The 15,001-nt window shown below is 74.4% G+C and carries 13 protein-coding genes; 8 read left to right on the forward strand and 5 right to left on the reverse strand.

Annotated features, from left to right (window positions below):
* The first annotated feature begins 119 nt into the window (after positions 1 to 119).
* The 3 genes from ACH4FX_RS14235 (at position 120) to ACH4FX_RS14245 (ending at position 3,444) form a co-directional block, all read left to right on the forward strand.
* On the forward strand, positions 120 to 1,502 hold the full coding sequence (locus ACH4FX_RS14235) for a glycosyltransferase family 4 protein (protein ID WP_398478577.1): 1,383 nt from the start codon (positions 120 to 122) through the stop codon (positions 1,500 to 1,502).
* Between the two features lie 92 nt (positions 1,503 to 1,594).
* Positions 1,595 to 2,377, forward strand: a complete 783-nt coding sequence (locus ACH4FX_RS14240) for a methyltransferase domain-containing protein (RefSeq protein WP_398478579.1) — start codon at positions 1,595 to 1,597, stop codon at positions 2,375 to 2,377.
* Positions 2,374 to 3,444 carry a prenyltransferase/squalene oxidase repeat-containing protein gene (locus tag ACH4FX_RS14245; protein WP_398478581.1) on the forward strand — a complete coding sequence of 357 codons (1,071 nt, stop codon included), beginning with the start codon at positions 2,374 to 2,376 and terminating at the stop codon, positions 3,442 to 3,444. The genes ACH4FX_RS14240 and ACH4FX_RS14245 overlap by 4 nt, the downstream gene beginning before the upstream one ends.
* Before the next feature lie 37 nt (positions 3,445 to 3,481).
* On the opposite strand, the gene ACH4FX_RS14250 is transcribed toward ACH4FX_RS14245, so the two are convergent.
* The gene (locus ACH4FX_RS14250) at positions 3,482 to 3,781 is read right to left on the reverse strand and encodes a hypothetical protein (protein WP_398478583.1); all 300 of its coding nucleotides are present in this window, start codon (positions 3,779 to 3,781) and stop codon (positions 3,482 to 3,484) included.
* Between the two features lie 111 nt (positions 3,782 to 3,892).
* On the opposite strand from ACH4FX_RS14250, the gene ACH4FX_RS14255 reads away from it, so the two are divergent.
* On the forward strand, positions 3,893 to 4,696 hold the full coding sequence (locus tag ACH4FX_RS14255; RefSeq protein WP_398478585.1) for a maleylpyruvate isomerase family mycothiol-dependent enzyme: 804 nt from the start codon (positions 3,893 to 3,895) through the stop codon (positions 4,694 to 4,696).
* Positions 4,697 to 4,742: 46 nt separating this feature from the next.
* On the opposite strand, the gene ACH4FX_RS14260 is transcribed toward ACH4FX_RS14255, so the two are convergent.
* From ACH4FX_RS14260 to ACH4FX_RS14275, 4 genes are all read right to left on the reverse strand, one after another.
* The gene (locus ACH4FX_RS14260; RefSeq protein WP_398478587.1) at positions 4,743 to 5,753 is read right to left on the reverse strand and encodes an LLM class F420-dependent oxidoreductase; all 1,011 of its coding nucleotides are present in this window, start codon (positions 5,751 to 5,753) and stop codon (positions 4,743 to 4,745) included.
* A gap of 167 nt (positions 5,754 to 5,920) precedes the next feature.
* Positions 5,921 to 6,772: a DUF5336 domain-containing protein gene (locus ACH4FX_RS14265; protein WP_398478589.1), complete on the reverse strand. Its 852-nt coding sequence runs from the start codon at positions 6,770 to 6,772 to the stop codon at positions 5,921 to 5,923.
* Between the two features lie 175 nt (positions 6,773 to 6,947).
* A complete protein-coding gene (locus tag ACH4FX_RS14270) occupies positions 6,948 to 7,898 on the reverse strand; it encodes an N-acetylmuramoyl-L-alanine amidase (protein ID WP_398478591.1) in 951 nt (316 codons plus the stop codon).
* 21 nt (positions 7,899 to 7,919) lie between these two features.
* The gene (locus tag ACH4FX_RS14275) at positions 7,920 to 8,570 is read right to left on the reverse strand and encodes a class I SAM-dependent methyltransferase (protein WP_398478593.1); all 651 of its coding nucleotides are present in this window, start codon (positions 8,568 to 8,570) and stop codon (positions 7,920 to 7,922) included.
* A 474-nt stretch (positions 8,571 to 9,044) separates the two neighbouring features.
* Between ACH4FX_RS14275 and ACH4FX_RS14280 the strand changes: the two genes are divergently transcribed.
* The 4 genes from ACH4FX_RS14280 to ACH4FX_RS14295 all read left to right on the forward strand — a co-directional run bounded on the left by ACH4FX_RS14280 (position 9,045) and on the right by ACH4FX_RS14295 (position 14,935).
* A complete protein-coding gene (locus ACH4FX_RS14280; protein ID WP_398478595.1) occupies positions 9,045 to 11,282 on the forward strand; it encodes an acyl-CoA dehydrogenase in 2,238 nt (745 codons plus the stop codon).
* 74 nt (positions 11,283 to 11,356) lie between these two features.
* Positions 11,357 to 12,553 carry a lipid-transfer protein gene (locus ACH4FX_RS14285; RefSeq protein WP_398478597.1) on the forward strand — a complete coding sequence of 399 codons (1,197 nt, stop codon included), beginning with the start codon at positions 11,357 to 11,359 and terminating at the stop codon, positions 12,551 to 12,553.
* Positions 12,554 to 12,684: 131 nt separating this feature from the next.
* Positions 12,685 to 14,133 (forward strand): MFS transporter, encoded by a 1,449-nt coding sequence (locus tag ACH4FX_RS14290; RefSeq protein WP_398478599.1) that lies wholly within the window; start codon positions 12,685 to 12,687, stop codon positions 14,131 to 14,133.
* Positions 14,126 to 14,935, forward strand: coding sequence for an SDR family NAD(P)-dependent oxidoreductase (locus ACH4FX_RS14295; RefSeq protein ID WP_398478601.1), 810 nt, complete (start codon positions 14,126 to 14,128; stop codon positions 14,933 to 14,935). The genes ACH4FX_RS14290 and ACH4FX_RS14295 overlap by 8 nt, the downstream gene beginning before the upstream one ends.
* The last annotated feature ends 66 nt before the right edge of the window (positions 14,936 to 15,001 follow it).

Below are 15,001 nucleotides of genomic sequence, written 5' to 3' on the forward strand. Positions count from 1 at the left end.
GGCCCGCGGGTGCCGCCGGCCCGTCGCGGGCCGGCCACGGCCGAACCGTACTGAAACTTGTTCTAGATTAGCGCCAGCGGTTACGCTCCGGCGAAAGTCCAGCGAGAAGGGGGCCGAGAGTGTCCGCCGAGGCCGTCCAGGCAGCCGCGCCGCACCCCGCCGAGGCCCCCGCCGCCTCCACGGGCCCGGGCGGCGACCGCCCCCTGCGCATCGCCCTGCTGACGTACAAGGGCAACCCGTTCTGCGGCGGCCAGGGCGTCTACGTCCGCCACCTCTCGCGCGAACTGGCCCGCCTCGGCCACACCGTCGAGGTGATCGGCGCCCAGCCCTACCCGGTCCTCGACGAGGGAGTCACCCTCACCGAGCTGCCCAGCCTCGACCTCTACCGGCAGCCCGACCCGTTCCGCACGCCGAAGCGCGGCGAGTACCGGGACTGGATCGACGCCCTGGAGGTCGGCACGATGTGGACCGGCGGCTTCCCCGAGCCGCTCACCTTCTCGCTGCGCGCCCGCCGCCACCTCGCCGCCCGGCGCGGCGACTTCGACGTGGTGCACGACAACCAGACCCTCGGCTACGGCCTGCTGGGCGACCTCGGCGCGCCGCTGGTCACCACCATCCACCACCCCATCACCGTCGACCGGCAACTCGACCTCGACGCTGCCACCGGCTGGCAGCGCCGCGCCTCGGTGCGCCGCTGGTACGGCTTCACCCGGATGCAGAAGCGGGTCGCCCGCCGCCTGCCGTCGGTGCTGACCGTCTCCGGCTCCTCCCGCCAGGAGATCGTGGACCACCTCGGCGTACGGGACGGCCGGATCCACGTCGTGCACATCGGCGCCGACACCGACCTCTTCTCGCCCGACCCGTCGGTCCCCGAGATCCCCGGCCGCATCGTCACCACCTCCAGCGCGGACGTGCCCCTCAAGGGCCTGATCCACCTGGTCGAGGCGCTGGCCAAGGTGCGTACCGAGAACCCGCGGGCCCATCTGGTGGTCGTCGGCAAGCGGGCCGACGACGGCCCGGTGGCCGCCGCCATCGAGCGGCACGGACTCGGTACGGCGGTGGAGTTCGTCAAGGGCATCAGCGACGCCGAACTCGTCGATCTGGTCCGCGGCGCCCAGGTCGCCTGTGTGCCCTCCCTCTACGAGGGCTTCTCGCTGCCCGCCGCCGAAGCCATGGCCACCGGTACACCGCTGCTGGCCACCACCGGCGGCGCCATCCCCGAGGTCTCCGGGCCGGACGGCGAGACCTGCCTGTCCGTACCGCCCGGCGACGCGGGCGCGCTGGCCGCCGGGCTGCTCCGGCTGCTGGGCGACGACGCGCTGCGCCGCCGCCTCGGCGCCGCCGGACGGGAACGCGTCCTGGCCCGCTTCACCTGGCGCCAGGCCGCCATCGGCACCGCCGAACGCTACCGGGAGGCCATCGCCCTGCAGACCCCGCGCGGGCGCGCCGGACGCGCCCGCCGCGGCACCGCGACCGCCCAGACCCCCGCCGGCCGCGCCTGATGCGGCCCGGCCGGGCACCGACCACCACCGCCATGACCCGCCGCCGTCGGCCCTAGCTGCCCGCGGACCCCCAGGACGAAAGCAGAGAGCCCTTGCTGACCGTCGACTTTTCCCGATTCCCGCTGGCCCCGGGCGACCGCGTCCTCGACCTGGGCTGCGGCGCGGGCCGGCACGCCTTCGAGTGCTACCGGCGCGGCGCGCAGGTCGTGGCGCTCGACCGGAACGCCGAGGAGATCCGCGAGGTCGCCAAGTGGTTCGCCGCCATGAAGGAGGCCGGGGAGGCGCCCGCGGGCGCCACCGCCACCGCCATGGAGGGCGACGCGCTGGCCCTGCCCTTCCCGGACGCCAGCTTCGACGTCGTCATCATCTCCGAGGTCATGGAGCACATCCCGGACGACAAGGGCGTGCTCGCCGAGATGGTGCGGGTGCTGCGGCCCGGCGGGCGGATCGCGGTGACCGTGCCGCGCTACGGGCCGGAGAAGCTCTGCTGGGCGCTCAGCGACGAGTACCACGAGGTCGAGGGCGGGCACATCCGCATCTACAAGGCCGACGAACTGCTCGGCAGGATGCGCGAGGCGGGCCTGAAGCCGTACGGCACCCACCACGCGCACGGGCTGCACAGCCCGTACTGGTGGCTCAAGTGCGCCTTCGGCGTCGACAACGACCAGGCGCTGCCGGTCAAGGCGTACCACAAGCTGCTGGTCTGGGACATCATGAAGAAGCCGCTGGCCACGCGGCTGGCCGAGCAGGTGCTCAACCCGGTGATCGGCAAGAGCTTCGTCGCGTACGCCACCAAGCCGCACCTGCCGGCGGACGCCGCCGCGACCGCCGACGCCACCGCCGACTCCGCGGCCACCGCCGGGGCCGCCAAGTGACGACGCCGGGGCGTACGGAACGCCTGGTCCTGCCCGGAGTCCTGACGGCCGAACAGGCGGCCCGCACCGTCTCCGGCATCCTGGCGACGCAGCGCGCGGACGGCGCGATCCCCTGGTTCCGCGGCCACCACCTCGACCCGTGGGACCACACCGAGGCCGCCATGGCCCTGGACGCGGCCGGCGAGCACGAGCGCGCCGAGGCCGCGTACGACTGGCTCGCGCGGCACCAGAACCCGGACGGCTCCTGGTACGCGGCCTACGCCGACGGGGACGCCGCGGCTCCCACCGACCGGGGCCGGGAGACCAACTTCTGCGCGTACATCGCCGTCGGCGTCTGGCACCACTACCTGTCCACCGGCGACGACACCTTCGTGGACCGCATGTGGCCCGCCGTCTACGCGGCCATGGAATTCGTCCTGGAACTCCAGCAGCCCGGTGGCGAGATCGGCTGGAAGCGCGAGGACGACGGCACCCCCGTCACCGAGGCGCTGCTGACCGGCTCCTCCTCCATCTACCAGGCGCTGCGCTGCGCCCTCGCGCTGGCCGAGCAGCGCGAGGAGCCGCAGCCCGACTGGGAACTGGCCCTCGGACGGCTCGGCCACGCCATCCGGCACCACCCCGAGCGCTTCCTCGACAAGTCCCGCTACTCGATGGACTGGTACTACCCGGTCCTGGGTGGTGCCCTGCGCGACGCCGCCGCCAAGGAGCGCATCGAGTCCGCCTGGGAGGACTTCGTGGTGCCCGGCCTCGGCGTGCGCTGCGTCCTGCCCAACCCGTGGGTGACCGGCGGCGAGAGCGCCGAACTGGCCCTGGCGCTCTGGGCGATGGGCGAGTCGGACCACGCCGTGCAGATCCTCAAGTGGGTCCAGCACCTGCGCGCCGAGAACGGCATGTACTGGACCGGCTACGTCTTCGACGACGATGCGGTCTGGCCCGAGGAGCAGACGTCCTGGACGGCCGGCTCGATGCTGCTCGCGGTGGCCGCGCTGGGCGGGGACGAGGCGACCACGGCCGTCTTCGGGGGCGAGCGCCTGCCGACGGGGCTGGACCCGGACTGCTGCCGCTGACGGACACGCGGGGGCGGCGCCCGGGAGCCGCCCCCGCTCAGCGCTCGATCCGCCGGATACGGGCCGCCAGGGCGTGCCCCACCACCAGGTACACGAGCGCGGGCAGCCCGTAGTTCAGCAGCGTCCGCAGCCAGTCCGTGTCGAAGGTGAACAGGTCGTGGGACCAGCCCGCCAGCCACCGCGCCGCGCCCTGGACGAAGTGCACCAGGTCGTTGGCGCGGTTGGCGTCGAGCAGGTACATCACGATCCACAGGCCGAGGATCAGGGCCGTGAGGTCGGCGATGACGGCGACGGCCGTGGCCGCGTGGCTGCTTCCGTAGCGGTGTCTCCTGGGCATGACGGGCGGGTTGCCGCATAAGCCCGGCATAAACAACTCCCGGTCCGCGGCGGCCCGTTCACCGCGCGCACCCGGCCGCCGGCCGGCCGCCCCACCCATTACTGTGCCCCCATGACCACGATCATGAGCGGCACCCTCGACCACGAACGCTACTGCGCCGAAGTCCTCGCCGAGAGCGACCGGTTGCGGCAGACCGTACGCGGCGCCGACCTGAAGACGACGGTGCCGACCTGTCCGGAGTGGACACTCGAAGCCCTCCTGCGCCACGTCGGCGGCGCGCACCGCTGGGTGCACGAGACGGTACGGACCCGGGCCACCGAGATGGTGCCGTTCGACGCGGTTCCGGAGCACCAGGGGCCCGCGGACGGCGACCCGGCCGCCCTCGACGCCTGGCTGGCCGAAGGCGCGCGGCTGGTCGCCGGGGCGCTGCGCGAGGCGGGCCCCGACACCCCGGTCTGGGCCTGGGCGCCGGGACAGCCGTCCGGCTTCTGGGCCCGGCGGATGACCCACGAGACGCTGGTCCACCGGGCGGACGCGGCGTCCGCGACGGGCGCCGCCTACGAGGTGGCCCCCGAGGTGGCCGCCGACGCCATCGAGGAGTGGACCCAGGTGATCTGCCTGGTCCCCACCCTCCGCCCCGACCACCCGGCCGTCCGCCTCCTCGGCGCCGGCCGCTCCCTCCGCCTGCACGCCACCGACACCCCACCGGGCGCCCCCGCCGACTGGTTCCTCGACCTCACCGCCCCCGCCCCCGCCTACCACCACACCCGCCGAGAGGCCACCGTCACCCTCCAGGGCCCCGCCACCGACCTCCTCCGCGTCTACTACCGCCGCCTCCCGGCCGACACCCCGAACGTGGAGATCACCGGCGACCGGGCGTTCCTGGACGAGTGGCTGGAGGCGGCGAAGTTCTGAGCGGACCTGCCGCCGTCCGGTGCGGCACCTGGGGCCCGCGCGGGCCTCAGGTGTTCAGCTCCGCCAGTACCCGGAGGGTTCGCGGGTCCGGGGCGGTGACGAGGAGGTCGGTCACCGGGCCCTGGCGCCAGGCTTTCAGGCGGTCGGCGAGGCGGGGGCGGGGGCCGATGAGGGAGATGTCGTCGGCGAAGGTGTCGGGGACGGCGTGTACGGCCTCGTCGCGGCGGCCCTGGAGGAAGAGGTCCTGGACGCGCTGGGCCGCGTCGGCGTGACCCATGCGGGACATCAGGCCGGCGTGGAAGTTGCGGGTGGCGTGGCCCATGCCGCCGATGTAGAAGGCGAGCATGGCCTTAACCGGGAGCAGGCCCTCGGCCACGTCGTCGCAGACCTGGGCGCGGGCCATCGGGGCGATCAGGAAGCCTTCGGGGGCGGCGGCGAGGGACGCCTCGTAGACGTCGGTGCGGTACGGGGACCAGTAGAGCGGGAGCCAGCCGTCGGCGATGCGGGTGGTCTGGGCGATGTTCTTGGGGCCCTCGGCGCCGAGGAGGACGGGGAGGTTGGAGCGCAGGGGGTGGGCGATGGGCTTGAGGGGTTTGCCGAGGCCGGTGCCGTCGGGGCCGCGGTAGGGGAGCGGGTGGAAGCGGCCGTCCAGCGTCACCGGGGCTTCGCGGCGCAGCACCTGGCGGACGATGTCCACGTACTCGCGGGTGGCGGTGAGCGGGCTCGCCGGGAACGGGCGGCCGTACCAGCCCTCGACGACCTGCGGCCCGGACAGGCCGAGCCCGAGCAGCATCCGGCCGCCGGAGAGGTGGTCGAGGGTGAGGGCCTGCATCGCGGTGGCGGTGGGCGTACGGGCCGCCATCTGGGCGACGGCGGTGCCCAGCCGGATGCGGGTGGTGTGGGCGGCGATCCAGGTGAGCGTGGTGAAGGCGTCCGACCCCCATGCCTCCGCGGTCCACACGGAGGCGTAGCCCAGCCGCTCGGCCTCCTGGGCGAGTTCGAGGTGCCGGGGGTCGGGGCCGCGCCCCCAGTAGCCGAGTGCCAGGCCGAGTCGCATGGGGAAGGCCCTCCGTTCCGGTCCGTGTCCGGCGGCGCACGCAGCGCGTGCTGACGTGGCGTCAGGTGCGCAGGGTACGAGCCGGCGGCGGGCGGGGGAAGGCCGGGTACGGCGACGGCCCCTCGCCCGGGTGGACGAGGGGCCGTGCGCGCGGGGGCGGCCGGGTGTCAGCCGCGCTGGATGCCGGTGGTGTCCTGGAGGACGCCGCGGCGCCCGTCCTGCGTCTGCGCGACCAGCGCCTGGCCGCGCTGGTCCACCGCCAGGTACCACGTGCCGGGCGCCAGCTCGGCGATCGGCGTCGGCGCGCCGTCCTCGCCGTACAGCGGGCGCGCGACCGGCACCGCGAACCAGAACGGCGCGAAGTCCGCCGCGGGCGCCGGCTGCTGCGCGGCGGCCGGCGAGGGCTGCTGGCCGCCGTACGACTGCGGACCGGGCTGGCCCGGCCCCGGCTGGCCCTGGCCGGGCTGCGGGGCGCCCGGGTAGCCGTACCCGCCGTGGCCGGGCTGCTGCTGGTGGGCGCCCGGGTAGCCGTAACCCTGGCCCGGTGCCGCGCCGTACGGGGACGGCGTCTGCGGGCTCGGGGCCGGGATCAGTCCGGCCTTCAGGGCCGGGACCAGCGGCGTGGCCACGGCCGCGGCGGCCAGCACCAGCGCGGCGATCAGGCCGAGGATCAGACCGGCGCCCGCGCTGCCGCTGTTGACGATCGTCCAGAAGGCGAACCACGCGACGAACACGGTCCACGCGACGCCGGCCTGGCCGAGGTCGAGACCGGCGACCTTCAGCGGCCGCGGCAGGGCCCGCGCCACGACGATCAGGGCGGCCGCGATGACGCCGGCCAGGTACAGGCCCATCAGCAGGGGCAGCGCGTCCCAGGCGTTCGTGGAGGTGACCGGCGGGCAGAAGCTGCCGGTGCAGTCGGAGCCGTCGTACGAGCTGATGTCGAGAAACGAGGCGATGAACAGCAACACCGCTGCTCCGATCACCACGCCGTCGCCTCTAGTGAGGGAGCGGATGTTCACGTAAGGGTCCTTTGTCGGTTCCGGTGTCTGGTCTTCGCTGTCGCGGCCGTATGCGCTGGTGGGCGCGTGGCGAGGCACGGGGTGGCCCCCCATCGTAAGGGGGAACCTACCGCCGGATCCTGTGGGCCGTCTTGTCGGTATCGGTCAGGTATCGAGTCGGTATCGACGCCGTCCGCTACTCGGTCAGGAAGTCCGCAATGCCCTCGGCGATCCCGCGGGCGGCCTTTTCCCGCCATTGCGGATCGGTCAATTGCGCGGCGTCCTGCGCGTCCCGCATATTGCCGCACTCCAGGAACACCTTGGGAATGGCGGAGAGGTTGAGGCCGCCCAGGTCGGACCGGACGACCAGCCCGGTCCCGTCGCCCAGGTAATTGGCCGGGGCGCTCCCGGTCACCGCCACGAACCGGCCCGCCAGGTGCTCGCCGAGCCGCCGCGAGGGGCCGACGATGGCGGTGGTGTCCGCCGCGCCCGCGGTGACGCGCGCGGGCAGGATCACGTGGAAGCCCCGGTTGCCGGCGCCCGCGCCGTCGGCGTGCACGGACACGGCCGCGTCGGCCTTCGCCGCGTTGCCGGCGCGGGCGCGCTCGTCCACGCACGGGCCGTACGGACGGTCGTCGTCCTGGGTGAAGACCACCTTCGCGCCCTCGGCCCGGAGGAGCGTACGGGCGCGCCGCGCCACGTCGAGGGTGAAGGACGCCTCGGCGTATCCGTCGTTGGTGGAGGTGCCGGTGGTGTCGCACTCCTTGCGCGCGTTGCCGACGTCCACCTGGCGCGCGATCTCGCGGGTGTGGTCGCGGTTGCGGGGGTTGTGTCCGGGGTCGAGGAGGACGACCTTGCCCTTGAGGCGGCTCCCGGCCCGGTCGCCCGCCCCGGCCTGGTCTCCCTTGCCGTCCTTGCCGCCCCGGTCGCCGCCGCCCTTGCCGCCGCCCGCGCCGTCCTGGCCGGGCGCGCCGCCGGGGGACGCCGGGCTCGACGCGGGCAGGGCCTTCGGCGGTCTGTCGCCGCCGTGGCCGCTCGTGGACCGCCAGATCAGCCAGCCCGCCGCGCAGGCGGCCAGCAGCGCGGCCAGGACGACGAGGGCGCCGCCGAAGCGGCGGCGCGGGGGGAATGTACTGCCGTTCGACACATCGCGATCGTAGTGGTGCGATCAGTGCCCTTCCCCGGTGCGACGCAGCACGTGCAGGGATCCGTGTGCCGACATTTCGGTGAAGGCACCGGAATCCAGGGCGCGGCGGTAGACGCGGTACGGGGCCTGTCCGCCGTCCGCCGGGTCGGCGAAGACGTCGTGGATGACGAGCAGTCCGCCGGGCGCGACGTGCGGCGCCCAGCCCTCGTAGTCGGCGGTGGCGTGCTCGTCGGTGTGCCCGCCGTCGATGAAGACCAGCCCGACGGGCGTGTTCCAGAGCGCGGCGACCTGCGGTGAGCGGCCCACCAGCGCGATGACGTGGTCCTCCAGGCCCGCCGCGTGCAGGGTGCGGCGGAAGGTGGGCAGGGTGTCCATCAGACCGACCGCCGGGTCGACCACGGCCGGGTCGTGGTACTCCCAGCCGGGCTGCTGTTCCTCGCTGCCGCGGTGGTGGTCGACGGTGACGGCCGGCACGCCCGCGGCCCGCGCGGCGTCGGCGAGCAGGATCGTGGAACGGCCGCAGTACGTGCCGACCTCCAGGAGCGGCAGCCCCAGCGCCGCCGCTTCTCCGGCGGCCTCGTAAAGGGCCAGTCCCTCGTCGAGGGGCATGAAGCCCTTTGCCGCCTCGAATGCGGCGAGTATCTCCGGCTTGGGGGCGTTCGCGGCGGCCATGGGGATTCCTCCTAGTCGTACGGTCGCCGGGCGGTGCGGCGGCGACTCATAACGACGGATCGTACGTGCCGGTATTGCGGGGGACGGCGGGTGGCGCCGTACGGTGATGAGCGGCGGGGAATGCGCCGTCAATTCCGGTTCCGGGGCGGAGGCGGTTTACGGTCCGGGGCGAGGCCGGATTAGAGCCGGGGGCGAGGGCGGATTACGGCCCGGGGCGGGGGCGGCTTACGGATTCGGGCGGGGGCGGTTTACGGTTCCGTCCGGCGCGTACGGATGCTTTCCGCCCCGTGCGGGTTCCTTCCGGCCGGTACGGATTCCGGCTTGCTCGTGCGGATTCCGGCCGGGCTGTAGGCATTCCGCCCGGCCTGTACGCATTCCGCCGGGCCGGTCTCCGGCCCGCCCTGCCCCGTCCGGCCCGGAGGACGGCCCCACCTGACCTACCGTCAGTTTGGAACGTGTTCTAGTCTGCCCGCCATGGGCAAGGGCACGCATACGGGTACGGGAGCAGGCACGGGCATCGGCAGCACGCCGGAGCAGAGCGAGCTGGCCGGAGCGGTACGGGGCTGGGTGGCCCGGGCCGTACCGCCGGAGGAGGTGCGCAAGCTGCTCGACGCCGGGCCCGGCCACCGCGGCCGTCCCGCGTACTGGGACGGGCTCGCCGCCATGGGGCTGCTCGGACCGCACCTGCCGGCGCAGTGCGGCGGTGGGGGCGGCGAACTCACGGACCTCGCCGTCGTGTTGGAGGAGACCGGCCGCGCCGCGCTGCCCGGCCCGTACCTGCCCAGCGTGCTCGCGTCCGAACTGCTGCGGCGCGGCGGCGCCCCGGACCTGGCGCGCGCCCTGGCCGCGGGGCACCGCATCGGAGCTGTCGCCTTGGATGCAGGCTCCCTCCGCGCGGTCCGGACGGACGGCGGTCACGTACTGGACGGAACGGCGCCGCCCGTCCTCGGCGGCGGCGAAGCCGACCTGGTCGTCCTGGCCGCGCAGCCGGCCGAGGACGCGGCCGGGACCGTCTGGCTCGCGGTGGACGCCGAGGCGCTGTCCGTACAGGTGCAGGCCGGTGCCGACCCGACGCGGCCGGTCGCGCGGGTGACGGCCGAGGGCGTGCCGGTCCCGGCCGGCCGGGTGCTGGAGATCGACACCGCCCTCGTACGGGACCTGGCCGCGACGCTGTTCGCCGCGGAGGCGTGCGGCACCGCGGCGTGGGCGCTGCACACCGCGGCCGGACACGCCGGCGTGCGGGAGCAGTTCGGACAGCCGGTGGGCCGGTTCCAGGCCGTCAAGCACCTCTGTGCGGACATGTTCGTACGGGTCGAGCAGGCCCGCGCCCTGGCCTGGGACGCGACGCGGGCGATGGACGAGGCCCCGGCGACCCGCGGCCTGGTCGCCGCGCTGGCCGCCGCCACCGCCCTGGATGCCGCCCACAGCTGCGCCAAGGACTGCATCCAGGTCCTCGGCGGCACCGGCTTCACCTGGGAGCACGACGCGCACCTGTACCTGCGGCGGGCGACCGTGGCCCGCCAGCTGCTGGGCAGCGGCGGCGAACACCGGCTGCGGGCGGCCCGTCACCTCGCCGAGGGGGCCCGGCGCGAGCTGCGCACGGACCTGCCCGCGGAGCGGTCGCGGGAGGCGTCCCGGTACCGGGAACAGGCCCGCGAGGTGATCGCGAAGGTGCGCGGCCTGGGCCCCGCGGCCGTCCGGCGCGAGCTGGCGCCCACCGGGTACGCGGCACCGCACCTGCCCGCCCCGTACGGCCTGGATGCCGGTCCCGTACAGCAGCTGGCCGTCCAGCAGGAGCTGCGCGACGCGGGCGTCCGGATCGGCGACCTGGGGATCGCCGCCTGTGCGGTGCCGCCCCTGATCGCCTACGGAACGCCGGAACAGAAGGAACGTCACCTGCCGCCGGCGCTCCGCGGCGAACGGCTGTGGTGCCAGCTGTTCTCCGAGCCGGAGGCCGGGTCCGACCTGGCCGCGCTGCGCACCCGGGCCGAGCGGGTGGCCGATGGCTGGCGCGTCAACGGCCAGAAGGTGTGGATCTCGGCGGCCCGGTCGGCGGACCACGGCGTCCTGCTCGCCCGTACGGACCCGGACGCGCCCGGACACCGGGGCCTGACCTTCTTCCTTGTCGACATGTCGGCACCCGGCGTCGAGGTGCGGGCGCTGCGGGACATCACCGGCGACTCGCTCTTCGGTGAGGTGTACTTCGACGACGTACTGCTGCCGGAGGACGCGGTGGTGGGCGAGGTGGGCGACGGCTGGCGGGTGGCCCGGCACACGCTCCGCAACGCGCGGGTGCACCTGGTCGACCAGACCGCCTTCGACCCGGAGCTGGAAGCGCTGATCGAGCGGTCGGCCGGGCTGGACGGCGCGGTGCGCGAGCGGGTGGGCGCGCTGGCCGCCGAGGCGCACGCGCTGGCGTGCATCCGGCTGCGCACCACCCTCCAGCAGGTGTCGGGGCGGGAGCCCGGCGCCGGGGCGGACCTCCGCAAGCTGGTGCAGACCGCGCACCAGCAGAAGGTGGCCGAGCTGACGCTCGAACTCCTCGGGCCGCAGGGCGCGACGGGGGAGGGGGACGCGGAACGCGCCCTGCACGGCTTCCTGGAGTCGCGCTGCCTGACGATCGCGGGCGGTACGACGCAGGTACGGCTCAACGTCGTCGCGGAACGGCTGCTCGGTCTGCCCAGGGACCCGGAGCCGCGCCCGCTCATCTGATCCCGGCGCCTGGTCCCGGGCGTCTGATCCCGCTCATCTGATCCCGGGCACCGCCCGGAACGAGGAGGACGGACATGGTCGGCAAGGCGTACATCATCGGCGTCGGCATGACGAAGTTCGAGAAGCCGGAGACGCGGGACTGGCAGTACTGGGACATGGCGGGGGAGGCGGGCGGCAAGGCGCTCGCCGACGCCGGGGTCCCGTACAGCGCGGTGGAGCAGGTGCCGGTCGGCTACTGCCACCAGGCTTCCACGGCCGGACAGCGCGCCGTCTACGAGCTGGGCCTGACCGGCATCCCCGTCTACAACGTCAACAACAACTGCGCGACCGGCGCCACCGCCCTGATGATGGCCCGGCAGTTCGTCGCCTCCGGCATCAACGACTGCGTACTGGCCCTCGGCTTCGAGAAGATGAAACGCGGCGCACTGGGCAGCGGCGCGGACGGCGGTGACTTCGCGGCCTCGCCCGTGGCCCGCCACTACGGCGTGATGGCCGCCGCGCACGGCTTCGAGATGACGCCGCCCACCGCGCAGATCTTCGGCAACGCCGCGCGCGAGCACATGGACCGGTACGGCACCACGGAACGGCAGCTCGCCGCGGTCGGCGCGAAGAACCACCGGCACTCGGCGGACAACCCGAACGCCCAGTTCCAGGACGTCTACACGGTCGAGGAGATCCTCGCCGCCAGGACCGTCCACCGGCCGCTGACCAAGCTCCAGTGCTCACCGACCTCCGACGGCGCTGCCGCCGCCGTCGTCGCCTCCGCGCGCTTCGTCCGTGAACACGGGCTCCAGGACCGGGCGGTGGAGATCGCCGCACAGGCCATGACGACGGACACCGCGGCCAGCTTCGCCTCCGGGTCCTGCATCGACGTCGTCGGCCGGCCGATGTCCCGGGCGGCGGCCCGGCAGGCGTACGAGGCGAGCGGCCTCGGCATCGAGGACGTGGACGTGATCGAGCTGCACGACTGCTTCTCGGTCAACGAACTGCTGACATACGAGGCGCTGGGCATGTGCGCGGAGGGGGAGTCGGGCAAGCTGGCCGAGGACGGGGCCACGACCCACGGCGGCCGGTGGGTGGTCAACCCCTCCGGCGGGCTGATCTCCAAGGGGCACCCGCTCGGCGCCACCGGCCTGGCCCAGGCCGCCGAGCTGGTGTGGCACCTGCGCGGCACGGCGGGCGCACGCCAGGTCCCGGGCGCGCGGGTCGGGCTGGCGCACAACATCGGGCTGGGCGGGGCGGCGGTGGTGACGCTGCTGCGGAAGGGGTGAGCGGGCCCGGCGTCCGGGCTTCCGGCCCCCGGGGCCGGAAGCCCGCCGTCGTGGGACCTTCGGCCCAGGACCTGCGACGGGCGCCTTCCGGGCCGATAATCCGATGCCGCCGGCGCGTGGCAGGTGCAACTATGGAGACCATGCCCCCGACAGCCACCCCCGCCACGCTGCCCGAAAACGCCCGCCGCACACCGCCGCCCGTCTGGCTGGTGACCCTGCTGGTCTGCGCCGGACAGTTCCTCGTCGTCCTCGACGTCTCGGTCGTCAACGTCGCGCTGCCGAGCATGCGCACCGGCCTCGGGCTCAGCGAGCTGGGACTGCAATGGGTGGTCAACGCCTATGTGATCACCTTCGCCGGATTCATGCTGCTCGGCGGCCGGGTGGCCGACATATTCGGGCGTAAGCGGATATTCGTCGTGGGGCTCGCCCTCTTCACCGTCGCCAGCCTGGCGGGCGGCCTGGCGCAGGAGTCCTGGCAGCTGATCGCGGCCCGTACGGTGCAGGGCGTCGGCGCGGCCATCCTGTCCCCGGCCACCCTCACCATCCTGACCACCGCGTTCCCGGCGGGCCCGGCGCGCACCCGCGCCATCGCCACCTGGACCGCGGTCGGCGCGGGCGGCGGCGCCGTCGGCGGCCTGGTCGGCGGCGTGCTCACCGAGTACCTGTCCTGGCGCTGGGTGCTGCTGATCAACGTGCCGATCGGTGCGCTGGTGCTGGCCGGCGCGGTGCTCTGGCTCACCGAGAGCCGGCGCGGGGAGGGACGGCGCCTGGACGTCCCCGGCGCGCTCCTGGTGACGGTCGGCCTCGCACTGGTCGCGTACGGCATCGTGCAGACCGAGTCGGACGGCTGGACCTCGGCGAGCGCGCTGCTGCCGCTGGCCGCGGGCCTGCTCGCCCTCCTCGCCTTCGTGGCCGTCGAGGCCCGCACGAAGGCGCCGCTGATGCCGCTCACGCTCTTCCGGCTGCGCTCGGTGTACGCGGCGAACAGCGCGATGGTGCTGGCCGGCGCCGCGATGTTCTCCATGTGGTACTTCCTCTCCCTGTACGTGCAGAACGTCCTCGGCTACACGCCCCTGGAAGCCGGGCTCTCCTTCATCCCGCACTCGCTGAGCATCGTGCTCGGCTCGAAGATCGCGCCGCGCCTGATGAACCGGGTGGGCGCCAAGAGCCTGGCCGTCGCCGGTTCGCTGGTCTCCGCGGCGGGGATGTGCTGGCAGGGGCAGATGGGCGCCGACGGCACGTATCTCGGCACGCTGCTCGGCCCCGGCATCCTGATGGCCTTCGGCGCGGGCCTGACCGCCACCCCGATCGCCTCGATCGCCACCTCCGGCGCCGCCCCCTCCGACCAGGGCCTGGTCTCCGGACTGATCAACACCTCGCGGCAGATGGGCGGTGCGCTCGGCCTGTCGGTCCTGTCCACGGTCGCGGCCACCCGGATCGCGGCGGGCCACGGCGGCCCGTCCGCGATGGCCGACGGCTACGGCCTCGCCTTCCAGGTCGGTACGGTCATCCTGCTGGCGAGCGTGCTGCTGATGGTCCTCGCCCTGCCGCGCCGGCCCGAGGACGCCCACCATGACTGACCCCGCACCCACCACGCCCGGCGCCGCGGTCTTCCCGGAGTTCCCCGCCACCGGCCGGCGGGTCCTGGTCAGCGGCGCCTCGCGCGGCCTCGGCCGGGCCGTGGCGCACGCCTTCGCCGAGAACGGCGACCGGGTCGCGGTGCACTACGGTTCCCGGCGCGCGGACGCCGAGGAGACCCTCGCGGCGCTGCCCGGCAGCGGCCATGTGCTGCTCGGCGCGGACCTGGCCGACCCGGCCGGTGCCGCCGCCCTGACCGGCGCGGCCGTCGCGGCGCTCGGCGGCATCGACGTCCTGGTGAACAACGCCGCCGTCAACACCCCGCACCCGCCCGCGACCACCCCCTACGAGGAGTGGACCGCCGCCTGGCAGCAGCACGTCGCGGTCAACCTGCTCGGTACGGCCCATCTCAGCCACGGCGCGGCCCAGGCGATGATCGGGCAGGGGACCGGCGGCCGGATCGTCAACATCGGCTCCCGCGGCGCCTTCCGCGGCGAACCCGACCACCCAGCCTACGGCGCCACCAAGGCCGCCGTGCACGCCCTCGGCCAGTCGCTCGCCGTCGCCCTCGCCCCGCACGGCATCGCGGTGGCCTCCGTCGCCCCCGGCTTCATCGACACCGACCGGGTGGCCCACCGCCTGACCGGCACCGAGGGGGCGGCGATCCGCGCCCAGAGCCCGTTCGGACGGGTGGCGGCGCCGGAGGAGGTCGCGGCGGCCGTACGGTGGCTGGCCTCCCCCGAGGCGCAGTGGAGCTCGGGCGCGGTGCTGGACCTCAACGGGGCGTCGTACCTGCGGACGTGACGGGGGCGTGCACTGGCGGATGTGACGGGGCCGCCGTGCACGCCCTCGCGCCCCGTGCCCCGCGCC

This window comes from Streptomyces sp. NPDC018019 (genome assembly GCF_044327805.1).
GTDB lineage: Bacteria > Actinomycetota > Actinomycetes > Streptomycetales > Streptomycetaceae > Streptomyces.

Excerpts from the sequence above, each read along its gene's own strand:
- ACH4FX_RS14250 (WP_398478583.1), bottom strand. The coding sequence starts at position 3,781 with ATGCCCAGGAGACACCGCTACGGAAGCAGCCACGCGGCCACGGCCGTC.
- ACH4FX_RS14255 (WP_398478585.1), top strand. The coding sequence starts at position 3,893 with ATGACCACGATCATGAGCGGCACCCTCGACCACGAACGCTACTGCGCC.
- ACH4FX_RS14260 (WP_398478587.1), bottom strand. The coding sequence starts at position 5,753 with ATGCGACTCGGCCTGGCACTCGGCTACTGGGGGCGCGGCCCCGACCCC.
- ACH4FX_RS14275 (WP_398478593.1), bottom strand. The coding sequence starts at position 8,570 with ATGGCCGCCGCGAACGCCCCCAAGCCGGAGATACTCGCCGCATTCGAG.
- ACH4FX_RS14280 (WP_398478595.1), top strand. The coding sequence starts at position 9,045 with ATGGGCAAGGGCACGCATACGGGTACGGGAGCAGGCACGGGCATCGGC.
- ACH4FX_RS14285 (WP_398478597.1), top strand. The coding sequence starts at position 11,357 with ATGGTCGGCAAGGCGTACATCATCGGCGTCGGCATGACGAAGTTCGAG.
- ACH4FX_RS14290 (WP_398478599.1), top strand. The coding sequence starts at position 12,685 with ATGGAGACCATGCCCCCGACAGCCACCCCCGCCACGCTGCCCGAAAAC.
- ACH4FX_RS14295 (WP_398478601.1), top strand. The coding sequence starts at position 14,126 with ATGACTGACCCCGCACCCACCACGCCCGGCGCCGCGGTCTTCCCGGAG.